Origin of the sequence: Kitasatospora gansuensis, from assembly GCF_014203705.1 — a bacterium.
Lineage (GTDB): Bacteria > Actinomycetota > Actinomycetes > Streptomycetales > Streptomycetaceae > Kitasatospora > Kitasatospora gansuensis.
This window is the reverse complement of record NZ_JACHJR010000001.1, coordinates 7,589,889-7,606,759: the sequence shown is the minus strand read 5'-3', so window position 1 is coordinate 7,606,759 and position 16,871 is coordinate 7,589,889. Positions and strand designations below refer to the sequence as shown.

Sequence of the window (16,871 nt, the reverse complement as noted above, 5' to 3'; positions counted from 1 at the left end):
GCCTGACACCTCGTCAGCCCCACCGGAGAGGGCGGAGGCCGACGAGGCGTCAGGCAGCGAGGCCCACCACGGTGACGATGAACTTGCTTCGCAACGCACTGCCGAAGCTGCATCGAGCCTGACGGGCGCCACATCCGAACCGGAGCTCAACTACCGTGTGAATGCCAGGTTCGGTGAGTATCGATCAGGTCGCGGTACCAGGTGTAGGAAGCCTTGGGGGTGCGCTTCTGCGTCTCGAAGTCGACGTGGACCAGGCCGAAGCGCTGGTGGTAGCCCTCGGCCCACTCGAAGTTGTCCAGCAGCGACCAGGTGAAGTAGCCGCGCACGTCGACCCCCTCCGCGACGGCCGCCTCCACCGCGCGCAGGTGGCCGTCCAGGTAGCTGATCCGTTCCTGGTCGTCCAGCTCCTCGCCGTAGGAGCAGCCGTTCTCGGTGATCGTGATGGGCGGCAGGGCCGCGCCGTAGCGGTCGCGGAGGCCGACCAGGAGTTCGCGCAGGCCGTCGGGGACGACCGGCCAGCCGAAGGCGGTGCGGGGGACGCCGTCGATCGGGGCTTCGGTGAAGGGGAGGCCGGGGTCGGTGGGGGCGGCGATGCGGGTGGGGTTGTAGTAGTTGACGCCCAGTCCGTCGAGGCCGGGGCCGGCGATGAGCTTCAGGTCGCCGGGGCGGACGGCGCCGCCGAGGTCCTCCGTGACGCCGAACGCCGACAGGTCGGGGTACTGCCCGAGCAGCAGCGGGTCGGTGAACAGCCGGTTGTGCAGGGCGTCGTAGGCGTCGGCGGCCGCCAGGTCGGCGGGGTCGGCGGTGGCCGCGCGGACCGGGGTGAGGTTGTTCGCGATCATCACCTCCTTGCCGTGCTCGCGCAGCACCGCGGCCGCCAGCCCGTGGCCCAGCAGTTGGTGGTGGGCGGCGGGCAGGGCGTCGAGCATCAGGGCGCGGCCGGGGGCGTGGATGCCGAGGGCGTAGCCGTACACCATGTGCACGAAGGGCTCGTTGAGCGTGATCCAGGCGGGTACGCGGTCGCTGAGGCGGTCCGCGACCGCCGTCGTGTACTCGGCGAACCGGTACGCGGTGTCGCGGTTCAGCCAGCCGCCGGTCTCTTCGAGAGACTGCGGGAGGTCCCAGTGGAAGAGGGTCGGCAGCGGGGTGATCCCGGCCGTCAGCAGCTCGTCCACCAGTCGGTCGTAGAACGCGAGCCCCTCGGGGTTGGCCGGTCCCGCGCCGGTCGGCTGGATGCGGGGCCAGGCGATCGAGAACCGGTAGCCGTCCAGGCCGAGGCCGCGCATCAGCGCGACGTCCTCGGGATACCGGTGGTAGTGGTCGCAGGCCACCGCCCCGGTGTGCCCGTCCCGGACCGCCCCGGGCCGGGCGGCGAAGACGTCCCAGACGGACGGGCCGCGCCCGCCCTCCCCGACGGCACCCTCGATCTGGTAGGCGGCGGTGGAGGCTCCCCAGCGGAAGCCCGCCGGAAGGTCGAGTCGGTTCGGCACGGCCTGACTCCCTGCTTACAGAGCATCAAACATGAGGACACCTCATGTTAGTCGGCCGTCGCCGAAACACCAGAGGCAGCTGGGACGGACCTGCCTGGCGACCACGTGACCAGTCAGTGCCTGGACTACGCGTGGGCCCGGGTGGCAGAGATGAGCCCCGCCAGTGAGGTGCGGGTTTCCGACAGTGCGGAGATTCGGTCGTCCAGGCCCTGGAGGTGCTCCTGGAGGGTCTCCAGCTTGCATTCGGCGACCGTGCCGTCCTGGCGAATACACGGCAGGAGATCGCGGATGACCCGGGTCGGGAGGCCGGCGTCCAGCAGTGCGCGAATGCGACGGACCGCGGCGGGGGCGCTGTCGTCATAGCGGCGGTGGCCGCTGTCGAGACGGCAGGACGGCAGGAGGCCCTGCTCCTCGTAGTAGCGCAGGAGCCGGACCGAGGTGTCCGTCGTGGCGGCGAGCTCGCCGATCTTCATGTGACGCCCCTCACAAGCTCTTGAATCTCACATTGATGTGAGATCTTAGCGTGAGGTCCATGACGAACACGGATCACCCCATCGCCCTCTACGGTTTCCTCCGCCCCAGGCCGGAGCGCGCGGACGAGGTCCGGCGCATCCTCTCCTCCTTCGTGGAACCCACCCGGCAAGAGCCCGGAAACCTGCAGTACCACCTCCACGAACACGAGGACGGCCGCTTCTTCCTGTACGAGGTCTGGCGCTCCCAGGAAGACCTGGACCGGCACAACGCGACACCCCCGCTGCGTGCCTTCCTGGAAAACCTGCCGACCTTCCTGGAGGGAGCCCCGGAGGGCTACTTCGACACCATGCTCAGTCCGTATCCCAGGACCGAACCGGTCCCCGCCTGAGAAAAGGGGTTGGGCGGGGCGTCGCCCGGAGTGCCCGAAAGCAGAGCACTCCGAGAGGCAGACACCCATGAACACCACGCAGCCCACCCCCGGCCCGACCGGGCACCCCCTGACGGTCCTTCAGGTCTACGCCGTGCCCACCGATCCGAACAGCACGGGGCTGGACGCCCTGCGGCCGCCGTCGGGCCTGACCGTCCTGCCCGCCGGCCAGGCGGCGGAAGAGCCGCTGCGCGCACTGGACCGCGTGATCCGCGCGGAGGTCGGGGCCGGCGTCAGCCGGCAGACGATGCCGGCCGAGGTCATCCCGCTCTCGGACGGGGTCACCGTGCCGGACCCGTCGAAGTTCGCGGTGGCCGTGCAGGCCGGCCGGTACGTGGGCCTGCTCCGGCTGGCCCCGGTGCCCCGACAGCCTCGGATCGGCCTGATCGCCGTCCGGCTGACCAGCGCGTCGGGCCAGGCCCCCGGGCCGGCCTTCCGGCCCCAGCGCATCTGTCACCGAGGACGTCAGATCGTTGCCGCCGTACTCGCTGAGCGCGGCCACCTCGCCGATCGGCCTGCCGGGCTCCACTGCGCCCGGCGACCGCCGAAGCAGCCGTACCGAACGGTCAGCGACCCAATCGGGTTGCGAGGCCGTCGAGCACGCAGTCCAGGCCGAACGCGAACTCCGCGTCGGGGTCGGATTCTTCGGCCTCGTGGACGCGGCGGGCGAGCATCGGGTGCTCGCCCGCCGCGAGGACGGCGCTGATGTAGGGGCCGAGGCTGCGCTGCCACTGCTCCTCGCTCAGGCCGGTGCGTTGCTCGGCACGCCGGGCGGCCTGCTGGCCGGCCACCGAGCCCAGCACGTACGCGTGCACGGCGCTGAGCGCCTGCGACGCCAGCGTGATGTCGGGTGTGAGTGCGACGGCAGCGCGCAGGGCGGATTCGGCCCGCCGCAACGTGTTGGGGCCGAGCGAGGGCCTGCCCGCGAGTTCGGCCGCCAGCCACGGGTGGCGCAGCAGGGTCGCGCGCTGGGCGTGTGCGACCGCGGCCAGATCGGTGCGCCAGTCCGGGGTGGGCTCGGGGAGCGGATCTTCGCCCTGGGCCGCGTCGACCATCAGGTCCACCAACTCGTCGCGGTTGGTGATGTAGCGGTAGAGGGTGGCCGTGCCGGAGCCGAGATCGCCGGCGACGCGGCGCATCGAGACCGCGGCCAGGCCCTCCGCGTCGGCGACGGCCAGCGCGGCGGCCACGTACTGGTCCACTCCCGGGGCGCGGCGGGCCGGTTCGGGGCGGGGCCTGGTCCACACCGACCAGGGAGCGGGTTCGGTCATCGGGTGCTTCCCCTTCTCGTTGACCGGCATTCTAGCTTCTGGCTACGGTGTATCCATGACAGAAACAGCGTATCCGGATGTGCCGGTCCTCGTGGTCGGGGGCGGCAGCGTCGGGCTGCTCACCGCCGCACTGCTCGCCCGTCACGGCGTCCCCGCGGTGCTCATCGAACGCCGCTCGGGGCCGTCGGCCCACCCCCGCGCCACCGGCATCGGGCCCCGCACGGTCGAGATCCTGCGTGAACTCGGACTGGACACCGCCGTCGACACCGCCGCCGTCGACCTGCGGGGTGCCACGGCCAAGGCGGTGGCACGGACCGTCGTCGAGATGGGCGCGGGCGATGTCGTGACCGTGCCCATGCCGATCCCGTCCGCCACCGAGCTGGACCCGACGCCGTTTCGGCTGCGTGGCGTCTGTGCACAGGACCGCCTCGACGCCGTGGTGGCGGCCGACCTGGCGCACCGCGGCACGGATGTGCGCTGGTCGACCCGTCTGGTCGGCATCACACAGGACGCCGACGGCGTCGACGTCGAACTGGAAGGGCCCGACGGTCACTACTCGCTGCGCTCCGGGCGTGTGGTGGCTGCGGACGGTACCCACAGCCCCGTGCGGACTGCGCTCGGCGTGGGCACCTCCGGGGCGGGCGACCTGGGCAAGTCGAAGATCAACATCTTGTTCCGCGCCGACCTCCGACCCCACCTGCGGGGGATGTCGTTCGGCACCTGCACGATCACCACACCGGAGGCACCCGGCCTGCTGGTGACCGTGGACGGAACGACCACCTGGGTCTTCCACGTCACCTGCGACATGGACAGCGGCGAGCGCCCCGAGGACTTCACGGACGAGCGCTGCGTCGCGGTCGTCCGCGCGGCGGTCGGCGATCCCGACCTCGAGGTCGAGGTACGCAGCGTGCTGCCGTGGCGGCCCCGGAGTGCCCTGGCCGACCGCTTCGCCGTCGGCCGCGTGTTCCTGGCCGGCGACGCTGCCCACACGGTGGCGCCCCTGGGTGCGTTCGGCCTCAACACCGGCGTCGCCGACGCTCACAACCTGGCGTGGAAGCTGGCCGCCGTCCACCACGGCGAGGCGGGCGCCGGCCTCCTCGACACCTACGCGCGGGAGCGCGAGCCAGTCGCTGCGGCGACGCTGGACCAGGCGATGCGCAGGTACGCCGACCCGGCGCTGCACTGGGGGCGTGGACCCGAGGCCGACGCCACCAGGGCTGCGGCGGGGGTGTGGGCGGCGCCGGTCGTGCACCTCGGCCAGCGGTACGACTCGGCCGCCGTCGTCGATCCGCGGCCGGAACTCCCGTCCACGGTCGACCTGTTGGCCGCTCTGGACGGGTCACCTGGTTCACGGGTGCCCCATGCGTGGGTCGACGGGGTCTCCACCCTCGACCTGGTCGCGTCCCGGTGGACCCTGCTGGTGGGTGCAGCGGGCGACCGCTGGCTCGCCGGCGCAACGCTCGTCGGCCTACCGGCACACCGGGTCTCCGCACCTTGGCTGTCCGACGACGGCGCCCTGCTCGTACGACCGGACGCGATCGTCGCGATGCGGGCCCCGGCGCCGGTCCCGGATCCGGCGCGATTCCTCGCCGACGTCCTGGACCGGGTACTGGCCAGGCCGGCCGCACCGCCGAGCGCCTGACCAGGGGCGAGTACCTGTGCCCCGCTCGTGATCGCCAGGAGACCGTCTTGCAGTGGTCCAATCGGTCCCGTAGACCCCGCTGCCGTGGATGGTCAGTGTCGGCCCGTCCCTTTCCGCAGTGTTGGCATACCGGTCTCACGGTTCGTCGTCCGACCGGGACCGCGGCGACACCGCGTCACAGCGGCTGCGGGCGGACCATCGCGATCAGCCTGGGTGAGTCCGCTGACGACTGCTGGACGTTGAACGCCTGGTAGCCCCAGGCCTCGTAGAGCCGCAGGACCTTGCCGTCTCCAGCGAGCGGGTTGACCATCAGGGCGACGCGGTCCTCGCCTCGGTGGGTCAGCAGGCCGTCGTGGATGCGGCGGGCGGTTCCGGTGCCGCGCCAGGGCGTGCGGACGCCGATCTCCTTGATGGCCAGCACCGGGGTGTCGGTGAAGCCAACGGGCAGGGGCTCGGACATGCGCCTCCAGTACCGGTCGCCGGCGTCGACGGTGTTGCCGTAGGCGTACCCGACCGGCACCTGGCCGTCGTAGCCGAGGACGAGTTCGAAGCCAGGCTCGGTGGCGTGCCGGTCGAGGCGTTCGACGAACGCCTCGACGCGGTAGTTCGCCAGGTGCAGCAGCGGGGCCCGCACGTCCGCGTACGCCTCCAGCAGGTCCTGCCGAACTTCGGGAGTCAGATCGCGGTGGTGGCGGAGCTCGACGGTCACGCGGTGGTCCTCCAGGTGTCGCGGGCGCACTGGGCCCAGGTCGGGGCCGGGCCACCGGCGGCGGCCAGGTCGTGAAGTTTGGTGCGTGCAATCGAATACTGCACCGAGCGCGACCCGGGTCTCTCCGAAACCTCATGGAGCAGCTGACCCGCCGAACGGGTGAATCCGGTGACGGCTACGCGGCTCGTGATCTTCTCGCCCACCCCGGCATCCGGAGTCGCCTCGACAGCGGTACGGCGACCGCGCTCGAACGGGCGCTCGCCGCCTGCGCGCTGGACTCCGGCGCCGTTCTCGCCGCCCTCCAAGCGCCCTTGGCGGTGCTCTGGAGCGCGCCGGGAAGGTGCTCGAAACGTCCCCGTTCGACCCGGGCTCGCCCGGAGGCAATCCACTTGAACAGGGCCGTCGAACAGCACCATCATCGGACACTTCCAACCCGTAGCAATTTCGCCAACTCGGCTTGTGTGTAATGGACTTGATGATTCCGTACGTGCCGGCCCGGCGTTTTGGGTGCCCGCGTACCGACCTGTGTCCGGAGGATCTGTGGCCACTCTCAGCCTGGCAGGGCGAGCTGACGAACACCGAGCCCGACAAGCACCTCGACGTGGTGTGGATCGACTCCGCCGGACTGCCGACCCCGATGTTCGCCACCTCGCACGCCGCGTTGGCCGCCTATCTCGGCGGCGGCCGGGGCTTCTCCACCCACGGCTGGGACAGGGCCGCGGACCCGCGCGGCCTGGTCGGGGCCTGATGACCACTCACCCCGCCCTGGAGAGGAGCAGCCGATGACCACCACCGCTGCCAGGCCCGCCGTCCCCGAGGACGCCGACGAGCTGCTGCGCCTACGCGTCGCCGTCCTGGACGGCGGCCCGCTCACCGAACAGTGGCGCGCCGTCTTCCGCGACGACATGCGCGAGCGCCTGGGCACCGACCCCAACCTGCTGGCCTTCGTGGTGCCCACCGACGGCGGCCTCGCCGCGTGCGCGATCGGCATCGTCTACCGCGGCTACCTCGGCCCCGCCTTCCCCACCGGTCTCTGGGGCCGTATCCACACCGTGGTCACGGACCCCGCCCACCGGCGGCAGGGGCACGGCCGGGCCGTCACGGCCGCGCTCGTCGAGGCGCTCAAGGACCGCGGCTGCAGCTCCATCGAACTGCGGGCCACCGCCGCCGGCGCGAGCCTGTACCGCACCCTCGGCTTCGAACCCCTGGACGGCTTCATGGCCCTGCGCCCCGGCCCCGGCGGGTGGATCCGGTGACCGCCCTCGCCGTCACGACCGGCAGACCGATGACGACCCTCTCCCGTAGCGTCCGCACAGTTGAGGAGCGCTCTTGAAGACCCGCCCGACCGAGCCCCTGACCGACGAAAGCGTCTCCGACAGCGAACAGTTCCTGTTCGGCGGCCGGCTCCGCTACGACTACGGCTTCACCTCCCACGAGCAGACCATGCTCAAGATCGACTTTCTCACGGTCGCCCGCCAGATCCCCGGACTGCTCCGCACCGCCCTGCGCCTGGCCTGGCAGGCCGACCGGACCGCTCTGGTGGTCATCGCCGTCGCCGAGATCGGCCGCGCCCTGGCCGCCGCGTTCGGGCTGCTCGCCACCAGCCGGGCCCTCGCCTCCCTGTTCGCCTCCGGCGGCGCCGACCAGCTGCTGCGCGCGGCCCTGCCCGCCGCGCTCGCCGTCGGCGGCGCCTCCGCCCTCTCCGCGCTCCTGGGCATCGCCTCCTCTTGGGCGGGCGGCCGGCTGGAGCCCAAGACCGAACGGGCGGCCACGGTTGCCTTCCTGCAAGGTGCGGCCCGTGTGGAGCTGGCCTCCCTGGAGGACCCGGACTTCAGCCGGTTGCTGGAGTCCGCCCGGTTCGGCACCGCGGCGGTGCGACGCCTCATCAGCCAGAGCATCGCCGTCCTCACCGCCCTGCTCGGCCTGGCCGCTGCCGGAGGGGTCCTGCTCACCCTCGACCCGGTGCTGATGCCCATGCTGATTCTGATCGCGGCTCCGAAGGGCTGGGGCGCGGTGCGTTCGGCCCGCCGCCGGTACGGCTCGATGATGGCCTGGCTCCAGCACCACCGGGCCTCCGCCCTCCTCGCCCAGCTGATCACCCAACCGCACTCCGCGCCCGAAGTCCGCGTCCACGCCATCGGCCCGTTCATCCTCGGCCACTACACCGCGATGGCCGAGGCGTCCGAGCAGGAACAGAACCGCCTCGCCCGCGCCGCCGCCACCACCTCCGTGCTCGCCTCCGCCCTCTCCGGTCTGGCCGCCGCCGCAACCTTCGCCGTCCTGGGCTGGTTCGTCCACGACGGACAGATGGCCCTTGCCGTCGCCGGCACCGCCGTGGTCGGCATCCGCACCGGAGCCGCCGACATCACCTCCCTGGTACGCACCGCCAACGGCCTCTACGAGGAGGCCCTGTTCGTCGCCGATCTGGAGCGCCTCCAGCGCGAGGCCGGGCGGCGCGCCATCCCCACCGGTGGCACCGATCTCCCGCACCGCCCCGACACCATCACCCTGGAGGGCGTGGGCTTCACCTACCCCGGCCGCACCACCCCGGCGCTGACCGACATCACCCTGGAGATCCCGCGCGGAAAAGTGGTGGCCCTGGTCGGCGACAACGGCTCCGGCAAGTCCACGCTGGTCAAGGTCCTCTGCGGCCTCTACCTCCCGGACAACGGCCGCATCCTGTGGGACGGCACCGACACCGCCGGCGCCGACCGCGACCAGCTGTTCTCCTCCGTCGCCGTCCTCGAACAGGACTTCCAGCGCTGGCCGTTCACCCTGCGCGCCAACGTGCTGGTGGGCCGCCCCGAGCACGGCGACGACCCGGCCCTGCTCAAGGGCGCCGCCGACTACGCCGACCTGCACCCGGTCGTCGAGGCCCAGGACAGGGGCTGGGACACCCTCGCCGCCCGCGGCTTCCAGGGCGGCGTACAGCTGTCCGGCGGCCAGTGGCAGCGCGTCGGCGCCGCCCGAACCCACGTCCGGGCCCTCACCAACGGACCCGGCGGACGCCCCACCCACCTGGTCATCGCCGACGAGCCGACCTCCGCCCTCGATGCCCAGAGCGAGATCGCCGCGTTCGCCCGCATCCGCGAACTCGCCGACCAGGGCCTCACCGTCATCCTGATCACCCACCGCCTCGGAGCGACGGCCGACGCCGATCTCATCCACGTCCTGCACGAGGGCCGCCTGTCCGAAAGCGGCACGCACTCCGAGCTCATGGCCGACCCCGACGGCGGATACCGGGCCGCCTATCTGCTCCAGGCCGGCCAGTTCGCCGCCGAGGTGCCCGGTGTAGGTTCCACGGTGAAATGGGCAGTGCCTGCACAGAATGGACAATTGAGTGGGCAATTCCAGGGGTCCGCGGGCAATGACTCCGGGCAGTAACTATGTTCCTCGGCATGGCCGTTCCGCGTCCAACTCGCGGACCAGAGCGCGTTCAGAGCCCGCGGTACGCCGCAAGTCCGTTGCTTCTACTGCCCGGCACCATGTTCGCGGGTTCACCGCTACAACTGCTTCGCCCAGTCGCCCCGGGGGCGGTAGGAACGGCCGTCGCCGACCTCGTGCACCCCGCCGGGGCCCCGCACCGCTCGCCGGTACGGGGCCCCGCCGCTGTCGCACTCCGGTGTCAGAGGGCGGTGCCGCCGGTGTAGTAGCCGTCGACCCGGTCGCGGTAGTCGCGGTTGTCGGTGTGCTGGTCCCTGTCGAACTCGGGCGAGTTCTTGATCTCGTCCTTGGTGCGGTTCACCCACACGGTCTTCTCCACCGCGTCCACCCGGCTGATGGTGCCGGCCGGCAGCAGGACCTCACGACCGAAGATCCACGGGCCGGTGTCGACCACGATGTGCGCCGTGTCCACGTCCTCGGTGTGCTTGTCGACCTTGCCGATGTGACCGTCCGTGGCCTCCACCCGGTACCCGGTCAGGTCGGTACCCGCCGCGTAGTCCTGGGCGCTCTCGTAACCCCACAGTCCGCTGCTCACAACTGCCTCCTCAACGGACGAACTCGATCTGACGGTGGGTCGGCTACCCCCACTTCCGGCAGACACACCTGCCGATTCCCGCCCCCGGACCCTGAGCCCGCCGCGCTCCCGGCCCGCAACCGCGGGGCCCGGCTGAGGTGTTAGCGACGCGGATCGGGAACGCGGCCCGGCAGGTGCTGCCCGCTCTCGAGGGGCGAGGTCAGGCGTGGCCGAGACCCGGGTGCGTGTCTCGCTGCTGCGGCCCGAGCGGGCCATCGTGCCGATCAGCTCCTCGCCCGCGGTGTCAGCAGAACGCGACGCGCGGCCGTGCGCGCTGCTGGGTCATCATCTATGAGTACTCGTGCCTTTCACCGGTCCAGGGGTCGACGCCCAAGTCGAACAGGCGGTTGTATTCTTGCCAATGGAGGAAACGGGCGTCGGGGCCCATTCGAAGGCCCCGGATCGGGCCTGCCAGGAGGTCCTCACACGCCCTCCGCAGGTATTCGATCATTCCGAAGTCGCACACCACCGGGGTCAGACCGTGCAGTGCAATGACGACGGGCCACTTGTCAGGATCCGCCCCGTTGGAATGCCAGAGGTAGTTGTTGGCACCATCGTCACCACCCCACTGGATCAAATCCTTCACGGGAAGGCGGCCCGCGGGCCAGAAGTCGTCACCGGCGGCTGAGTTTCGGAAAGCATCGGTCGCGCTCTTGACACTCGGAGGAGCCCCCTTGCTTCGGGCAGGAGTGGCAGGACATGCGATCCAGGCAAAGTCGCTGATGTTCCCTGCTCCGTAGGTGGAGATGAAGTCGACGTAGTCCCGGGGAAGGGCCGTGCCCAAGCCGGATTCGACGTCGGCGAGACCTGCGGCATCGGCAGCGGCACCTTCCGGACTTCCGGCAACGATTCGGAGGACCCTTCGAAGACCGTCAACGGACGTGGAAGCCATGGCATCTCCCTCGAAGTCGGTCATTTCATCGCACCCGTCGGAACCGGCGCACTATTCTCGTCGGCCCTGCCCAGGTTGAACCATCCGCCGGAATTGACTCCGAAGATCCTGTTCTGGATGGCGGAATGAACGTCGATCCCCGGACTTCCGTCAACATGGGTTCCGACTGCCGTGATGTCAAACTCATAGGGAACCGTACGCGTCCCCTCGTAGCGCGCCACAACCGTGTAATGAACGATTTGATGATCCGCCACGATGGCCTTCTTTACCTGGGCCTCGATGGACGCCATGTTGGGATTCATTCCTGGATCGTCAACGGCTTGCTTGCTGGCGTTCGCCGCACGGGAACAGGTGGCGAGATTGGCGAGGTCGGTGCCGCTTCCGGACAGGCTGGCGGCAAGCAGGTGGCAGTTGTTGATCCAGAGATTGGGTGGACGGCTTCCGAGCCATGCGCCGTATCGTCCGGCCCACTCGTACCCGAGCGGTCGTATGTCGCGCGTGGTTGTCGAGCCCTCGTGCGTATTGAGCCATGCCTCATCGAGGCACGCCTCCGCACCTTGGGCTCGACCGGACTGATCGATCGGTAGGTACGTACGCCATCCACCGCCGAAGCCGCTTCGGCAGTCCTTCGGCTCGCGAGTCGGCTCGGGAGTCGGCGTGCTCCCCGGGGCCGGCTGCGAGGAGCTCGGAGCCTCCTGGAGCTCCTTGACCTCGTCGACGACGCGCTTCCGGCCGGCTTGGTGCACCACGAGCCCGGCGGTGCCGAGGACCTCCGGCGCCAGCGCCGGAAGCGCGGCAGCCTCCGGCGTCCGCACCCGCAGCGCCGTGTAGCGCCCGTTGGGCTTGCGGGCCAGGCCGTCGTAGGTGATGGAGGGGCTGCCGAGCACGGCCGCCTGTGCAGCAGGAAGCTTGCTGACGGCCTCGGGCGTCAGGTACGCCGTGCCCGGACGCATGTCGACGCTGGTGCCGCTCTCCTTCTCGTACGCCTTCAGGGCGGAGATCTGCGGCTGCCGGTACGGGCTGTCGGCAGTGTCCGTGTCCTGGCCCTGCGACGGCTCGCTGCGCTGCGGCGGGGCCGGCGCGTCACCGCCCCGGTCCATCGTCGCCGCCGGGCTCGGCGGAGTCTCGACGAGGCTCTGGACCGCCTGCGCCATCTGTTGGAGCAACTGCTGGTTCTGGTTCTGGAGTTGCTGCGCCTCGTTCCGGAGGGTGGAGGCCTTCGAGTCATTCGCCCGGGAGGCGCTGGTGAGCTCGGACTTCCTGGAGGTGAGCCCGGCCCGTTCCTGCTCGACCTGGGCTCGCTCGCTCTGGAGGCCGCTCGCCTCGGCCTGAAGCTGCGACTGCTCGCTCCTCAGCTCGTTCACCTCGGCTTGGTACGCATTGGCGGCGGCGGCCTGAGCGGGCAGCTGGAACTTGTTCGGCTTCGCGTTGTGGGCGTCGATCTTGGCGTTCAGTGCCTGGGTGCGCGTGTTGAGGCTGCTGGTCTTCTGGTTCGCGGCAGTGGTCTTCGCGTTGTTCGCCTGGATGTCGTTGTCGAGAGCGGCAGCCGCCTTGGTGATCCGCTCCGCCTCCGCAACCACTTCCTTCTCCTGCTGCGCGAGCTCCGCCACGCGCTTGTTCTCCTCCTCGACCTCTTGCAGGAGGGTCGCCAAGGCGGCCTCGAACCCCCCGGGCAGGGCGAGGCGGACGGGGACCGCCGTGCCCGAGGGTGCCGTGACGGCCACGGCGTTGGTGGCAGTGATCGTCTGCACCCCCGCACCGACGACCGGCACCAGCAGTGCCATCAGTACCAGGAGGACGACGCGCGGCCATGTCCGTCGGCGGTGCGCGGCCGTCCTGACGGGGGACGCGGTCATCCGGCCACCTGCCCGGCGAGCTCGTCGGCGATCTTGGAGGTGGTGAGCGCACCGTCGCCGCCCTGACAGACGGTCACCTGTACCAGGCTGGTTCCGGTCACCCGCGCCTGGTGGTGGCAGGCCCAGTTCGCGGCGCCCTCCTGCGCAGCCTGCCACGTCACGACGGCCGCGAAGGGAGCGTGGGTCGCGTAGGCCCACTTCGCGCTACGACCGGCCTGGTCGGTGACGGTCGAGGTCGGGCACTTGGAGAGTCCGTCGGTGAGCGTCCGGAACGCGGCACTCGCCCTCTCGCCGTCCGGGAACACTCCGATCACCTGGTTCACGGTGTGAGCGCCAGTGCCATCCGCGTCCTGGTAGGTCGCCGACAGGAATGCCTTCCACGACTGCCCGTACACCGCCTGCGTGGTCGGTCCCGCCACGACGGCGCACTCGGCCGGCGTCACGGTGAGCGCGGCGTGGGGTCGGTTCGAGCGGGGTCCGGCGACCACCGTCGTCCCGGCCAGCCGGCTGACACTGTCAGCACTGAGGAGTTCCGCCTGGACCGTCCCCGCGGCTATGTGCGGCACACCCGCCGCAGGCTGCTGCGGCCACACCCACCACCCGATGCCGGCCAGTACGAGGCTGGGCAGGACAGCGGCCGCCAGCAGCCGCCAGTGTCGCAGCACTCCGGCTCCCCGGCGCGTTCCCCGCACCCCGGGCGGCGGCGCGGACCCGAGCGGCGGCTGCGCCGCCGCCGACGTGGGCGGCGGTGTGCCCGGGCCTGGCGCTTGCACCGGCTGGGCGGCCGGCGCCCCGGCAGGAGCCGATGCCGCGGCACCGCCGCTGTGACCGAGTCGCGGCGGCACCGCGCGTGGCGTCTGCTGCCAGGTCGGCGGTGCCGGTGCGGCCGGATCCTGGTTCCAGTAATGCTCCGTCATGACGTCCTCCTCTGGTCGGTGTTCGGGTCGGCGCTGTTCATCGGTGGCACGAGGCGGCGAGGACGAACAGCAGGAAGAGCACGGCGAGGACCCCGAGGCAGCCGCTGCCACCCTCCGGGTTCTTGGTGTTGGCCTCGACCGTTCCGCCAGGGAACAGGCCGGGGTGGCGGTCGGCGTAGTGCGCGATCTGTTCCCGCTCGCCCTGGGACTCGGTGCCCCAGGAGGTCTTGAAGCCGCACTCGCCGCACCGGTAGCGGAATGCCATGTCAGGTCCTCGGACTTCGTTGGTGGGGTGACGGGATGGCCGCCGTGGGCCGGCCGAGGGGTCAGCGCCAGCGCCAGCAGACGGTGTAGCCGAGGTCGGGGAACTCGTTGGAGCGCCAGTAGGTGGAGGCGTCCTGGCCACAGAACGCGGGGTTGTTGGGCGTGTCGGTGCGTCCGGTGACGTAGACGTTGGAGCGCTCGCAGCTGCCGACGTTGGTGAAGGTGGAGCCCGACTTGGACAGGCATTGGCGGACGGTGGCGTAGCCCGCATCGTCGGGGAAGACCATGGACAGGCACTGCAGGACGTCGCGGTCGGCACCCTTGGGGCCGGGGACGGTCCGCCAGTGGTTGTAGTGGGGCCAGTTGTCGCACTTGGAGTGGTCGCTGGTGCCGCTGTAGACGGTGAGGACCTTGAAGGCGGCGATCCGGCAGGACAGCACCGACCATGGGTCGGCGCCGGACGGCCCGAAGACGCAGTCGCCCTGCTGGGCGTGGTAGGAGTCTCCGCCGGGGCTCTGGTAGCTGAGGCACAAGACCCGCGAGTAGCGCTTGGAGCTGACGCTCTCGTCGTTTCCGGGCACGTTGGTGCAACCGCCCAGGTCGGTGCTGCCCTCGTTGATCCGGACGACCTTGAACGCCCCGCTGGTGCAGGTGGTCGGGTTGAGATCGGCCTGGCCGCTGGTCCCGGTGTCGAAGAAGCAGTCGCCGACGCCAGCGGTGGCGATCGGATCGGTCGGACTCGGGGTGGGCGGGGTTGTCGGGCGGGCGCTGCTGAGCGTCGGATCGGGCTGCGCGGTCCGGACGGAACTGCCGAGCGGGTACGGCGGCTGACTGGCCGTCGGCAGGTGACTGGCTGCGGGCGAGCGGGCGTCGGCCCGGTCGGAGTCGTCGCGGTGGGCCACGAACAGCAGCAAGGCCACGGCGACGGCTACTGCGGCGAGTACCTTGCCGACCCCGGCCGCCGCAGCACCGCCCGTCCCCGTGCCACCGGTGGCTGCCGGCCCAGCCGATGCGCCTCCGTTGCCGACGGAAGGTCGCGGGGTGGCCGGTCCGCCGGACGGGTTTCGCGTCGCTCCGCCACTGGCCCTGGGCCTGTTGCCGGGCCTCAGGCTGCCGGACGCCGAGGCCAGGTGCTCCGCCCAGGCGGCGGGCGTCGGCCGGGCGGCCGGGTCCGTCCCGAGTGAGGCACGGGCCAGGGCCCCGAGGGCCGGGTCGATCGCCGCCAACGCGGCCGGGTCGGTCGTGTTCTGGTCGCGGGCGAAGAGGCGGACGGCGAGCAGGGCGAGCTTGTACGTGTCGCTGTGCCGGGTCGCCCGTTCCTCGCCCGTGGGGACGTGCCAGTCCGGGGTCTCGGCCTGCGGCAGCACGGTTGCACCGTCGGTGCGGGCCGAGTCGCAGTCGATGAGGAAGCATTCGGGCTTTGTTGTGAGGGTGAAGAGCAGGTTCTTCGGCGAGAGGTCGCCGACGGTGACGCCGAAGCGGTGCAGCCGGTCGAGTGTGGTCGCGAGGTCGGCGAGCAGCAGGAGGCGGTCCCGGTCGGCGACGGTCAGTCCGATCCCGGCGACGTAGGCGTCCTCGTTGAGGAGGTACTCCAGGGTGGCGAGCCTGGGCGAGCCCTGGTTGCCGGCCGCCAGGGTCCGGAGGGTGAAGTGGAAGCGGTCGGGGACGGCGCGCATCAGGAAGCCGCAGGTCTGCCCGCCGCGCCGGACCACTGTGGCCGGCCAGGCGGTCTTCTCGCACAGCCAGCGCCCCTGTTCGCCGGTCAGCCGCCCGGGCAGCGCGGCCGCGGCGGCCAGCGCGGCCGAGTCCACCTGCGGCAGCACCGCGGGGGCGTACTCCTTGTAGACGACCTCCCAACCGCCGTCGGCTGCCGACTCGTTGATGCGCTTGTTGCGCACCTGATGGACCGATCCCTGGCCGCCGCGGCCGAGTTCCGCTCCCAGGGTCAGCGCGGCGAACTCCACCGGAGTGGCCGGTCCGGCGCTCACCTCGGCCCCTCGGCGCGGGGCCAGATCGCCAGCAGGGTGCGGTCGTCGTCGAAGGTCTCCCGGCTGAAGTCCAGCACATGGCCGAGCCACAACGGCGGTGGCGGCGAAGCGAGTTGGCGGGCGAACAGCTCCCCGACCCGGCCGTCACCCTCGCCGAGCGGGTCGCCGAAGCCGTCCGTGCCGATGATCAGCGTCCATGGCTCGGCCAAACGTCTGACGGCAGTCTCCAGGTGTTCGGGGACCAGGGGAAGCGGGGAGACCTCGTTGCTGACCAGCGGCGCGCCCGGTGCGGCCTTGCCACCGAACAACGGGTGGTAGCTGCCGCCGGCCCGGTCGAGGAGCCACGCCCCGGAGTCGCCGATCCGGAAGAGTTCGGCCTCCAGGGCATCGCCCGTGGCGCGGACCGCCCCCGCCACCAGGGTGGTCGCGTACAGGCGGGTCACCTCGGCCAGCTGCGGTGCGGGGACGCCGAGCCGCCACCGTGCCAGTTCCCGCAGCCGCTGCGCGGCGTGGGCCGCGACGTCCGAGCCGTCGAGCCGCCCCTGGCCCTGGTCGAGCAGGTGCAGGATGCGTTCGATGGCGGCCCGGCACGCCTCGACGGCGCCTTGGTGGGACTCGGCGGCGCTGGACACGCCGTCGGCGACCGCGAAGACGATGCTGCCGGTGGCCTCGTGCACGGCGGCGCGCGCCGCGTCCTGGCGCGGCTGACGGTAGTAGCGGTGCTTGGCGCCGCGGACGGAGGCGAACCTCAGGGTGAGCCGGTCGGTGGACCAGCCCTCGCATTCGCTGTCGGGGAAGTCGAAGGCGTACTGGCTGGGCGGCCGGGCCTCGAACTCCAGGCCCGGCACGTCCACGGTGATCCGCTGCCATGGTGCCGGGTCCGGCCGTCCCGTCGCGGGTGGCCCGGCGGGCCGCGCAGGCAC

At 71.3% G+C, this 16,871-nt stretch carries 16 protein-coding genes and 1 pseudogene; 6 read left to right on the top strand and 11 right to left on the bottom strand.

The features are described from left to right. Positions 1 to 146 precede the first annotated feature (146 nt). Entirely contained in the window at positions 147 to 1,490 is a 1,344-nt protein-coding gene (locus F4556_RS34300; RefSeq protein WP_184923158.1) for a GH1 family beta-glucosidase, read from the bottom strand. A gap of 125 nt (positions 1,491 to 1,615) precedes the next feature. Beyond that, entirely contained in the window at positions 1,616 to 1,963 is a 348-nt protein-coding gene (locus F4556_RS34295) for a MerR family transcriptional regulator (protein WP_184923156.1), read from the bottom strand. Positions 1,964 to 2,022: 59 nt separating this feature from the next. On the opposite strand from F4556_RS34295, the gene F4556_RS34290 reads away from it, so the two are divergent. Together F4556_RS34290 and F4556_RS38785 are read left to right on the top strand one after the other, a co-directional pair. Then, entirely contained in the window at positions 2,023 to 2,352 is a 330-nt protein-coding gene (locus F4556_RS34290; protein ID WP_184923154.1) for a putative quinol monooxygenase, read from the top strand. 127 nt (positions 2,353 to 2,479) lie between these two features. Continuing rightward, positions 2,480 to 2,788 (top strand): annotated as a pseudogene (locus F4556_RS38785) (GNAT family N-acetyltransferase); the annotation flags it as partial. Positions 2,789 to 2,957: 169 nt separating this feature from the next. On the opposite strand, the gene F4556_RS34285 reads toward F4556_RS38785, so the two are convergent. Further along, positions 2,958 to 3,662, bottom strand: coding sequence for a TetR/AcrR family transcriptional regulator C-terminal domain-containing protein (locus F4556_RS34285; RefSeq protein ID WP_221503766.1), 705 nt, complete (start codon positions 3,660 to 3,662; stop codon positions 2,958 to 2,960). Between the two features lie 55 nt (positions 3,663 to 3,717). On the opposite strand from F4556_RS34285, the gene F4556_RS34280 reads away from it, so the two are divergent. Then, the gene (locus tag F4556_RS34280) at positions 3,718 to 5,304 is read left to right on the top strand and encodes an FAD-dependent monooxygenase (protein WP_184923152.1); all 1,587 of its coding nucleotides are present in this window, start codon (positions 3,718 to 3,720) and stop codon (positions 5,302 to 5,304) included. A 175-nt stretch (positions 5,305 to 5,479) separates the two neighbouring features. Here F4556_RS34280 and F4556_RS34275 read toward each other — a convergent pair whose 3' ends face one another. Beyond that, positions 5,480 to 6,013 carry a GNAT family N-acetyltransferase gene (locus F4556_RS34275; RefSeq protein ID WP_184923149.1) on the bottom strand — a complete coding sequence of 178 codons (534 nt, stop codon included), beginning with the start codon at positions 6,011 to 6,013 and terminating at the stop codon, positions 5,480 to 5,482. Between the two features lie 475 nt (positions 6,014 to 6,488). Here F4556_RS34275 and F4556_RS34270 point away from each other — a divergent pair, with 475 nt between their 5' ends. From F4556_RS34270 to F4556_RS34260, 3 genes are all read left to right on the top strand, one after another. Next, positions 6,489 to 6,761 carry an NUDIX hydrolase gene (locus tag F4556_RS34270; RefSeq protein WP_184923147.1) on the top strand — a complete coding sequence of 91 codons (273 nt, stop codon included), beginning with the start codon at positions 6,489 to 6,491 and terminating at the stop codon, positions 6,759 to 6,761. A 34-nt stretch (positions 6,762 to 6,795) separates the two neighbouring features. Next, a complete protein-coding gene (locus tag F4556_RS34265) occupies positions 6,796 to 7,269 on the top strand; it encodes a GNAT family N-acetyltransferase (protein WP_184923145.1) in 474 nt (157 codons plus the stop codon). Between the two features lie 73 nt (positions 7,270 to 7,342). Then, on the top strand, positions 7,343 to 9,397 hold the full coding sequence (locus F4556_RS34260) for an ATP-binding cassette domain-containing protein (protein ID WP_246511167.1): 2,055 nt from the start codon (positions 7,343 to 7,345) through the stop codon (positions 9,395 to 9,397). Positions 9,398 to 9,638: 241 nt separating this feature from the next. On the opposite strand, the gene F4556_RS34255 is transcribed toward F4556_RS34260, so the two are convergent. The 7 genes from F4556_RS34255 to F4556_RS34225 all read right to left on the bottom strand — a co-directional run bounded on the left by F4556_RS34255 (position 9,639) and on the right by F4556_RS34225 (position 16,802). Next, positions 9,639 to 9,992 (bottom strand): PRC-barrel domain-containing protein, encoded by a 354-nt coding sequence (locus tag F4556_RS34255; protein WP_184923143.1) that lies wholly within the window; start codon positions 9,990 to 9,992, stop codon positions 9,639 to 9,641. 328 nt (positions 9,993 to 10,320) lie between these two features. Next, complete coding sequence (locus tag F4556_RS34250; protein ID WP_184923141.1) at positions 10,321 to 10,947, bottom strand: hypothetical protein; 627 nt, start codon at positions 10,945 to 10,947, stop codon at positions 10,321 to 10,323. Then, positions 10,944 to 12,707, bottom strand: a complete 1,764-nt coding sequence (locus tag F4556_RS34245) for a DNA/RNA non-specific endonuclease (RefSeq protein ID WP_184923139.1) — start codon at positions 12,705 to 12,707, stop codon at positions 10,944 to 10,946. Before F4556_RS34245 ends, F4556_RS34250 begins: the two co-directional genes overlap by 4 nt. A 68-nt stretch (positions 12,708 to 12,775) precedes the next feature. Next, positions 12,776 to 13,444, bottom strand: a complete 669-nt coding sequence (locus F4556_RS34240; RefSeq protein WP_184923137.1) for a sensor domain-containing protein — start codon at positions 13,442 to 13,444, stop codon at positions 12,776 to 12,778. 289 nt (positions 13,445 to 13,733) lie between these two features. Further along, positions 13,734 to 13,961 carry a hypothetical protein gene (locus F4556_RS34235; RefSeq protein WP_184923135.1) on the bottom strand — a complete coding sequence of 76 codons (228 nt, stop codon included), beginning with the start codon at positions 13,959 to 13,961 and terminating at the stop codon, positions 13,734 to 13,736. 61 nt (positions 13,962 to 14,022) lie between these two features. Then, the gene (locus tag F4556_RS34230) at positions 14,023 to 15,948 is read right to left on the bottom strand and encodes an LppU/SCO3897 family protein (protein ID WP_184923133.1); all 1,926 of its coding nucleotides are present in this window, start codon (positions 15,946 to 15,948) and stop codon (positions 14,023 to 14,025) included. Next, positions 15,945 to 16,802 (bottom strand): protein phosphatase 2C domain-containing protein, encoded by an 858-nt coding sequence (locus F4556_RS34225; RefSeq protein ID WP_184923131.1) that lies wholly within the window; start codon positions 16,800 to 16,802, stop codon positions 15,945 to 15,947. Before F4556_RS34225 ends, F4556_RS34230 begins: the two co-directional genes overlap by 4 nt. Positions 16,803 to 16,871 lie beyond the last annotated feature (69 nt).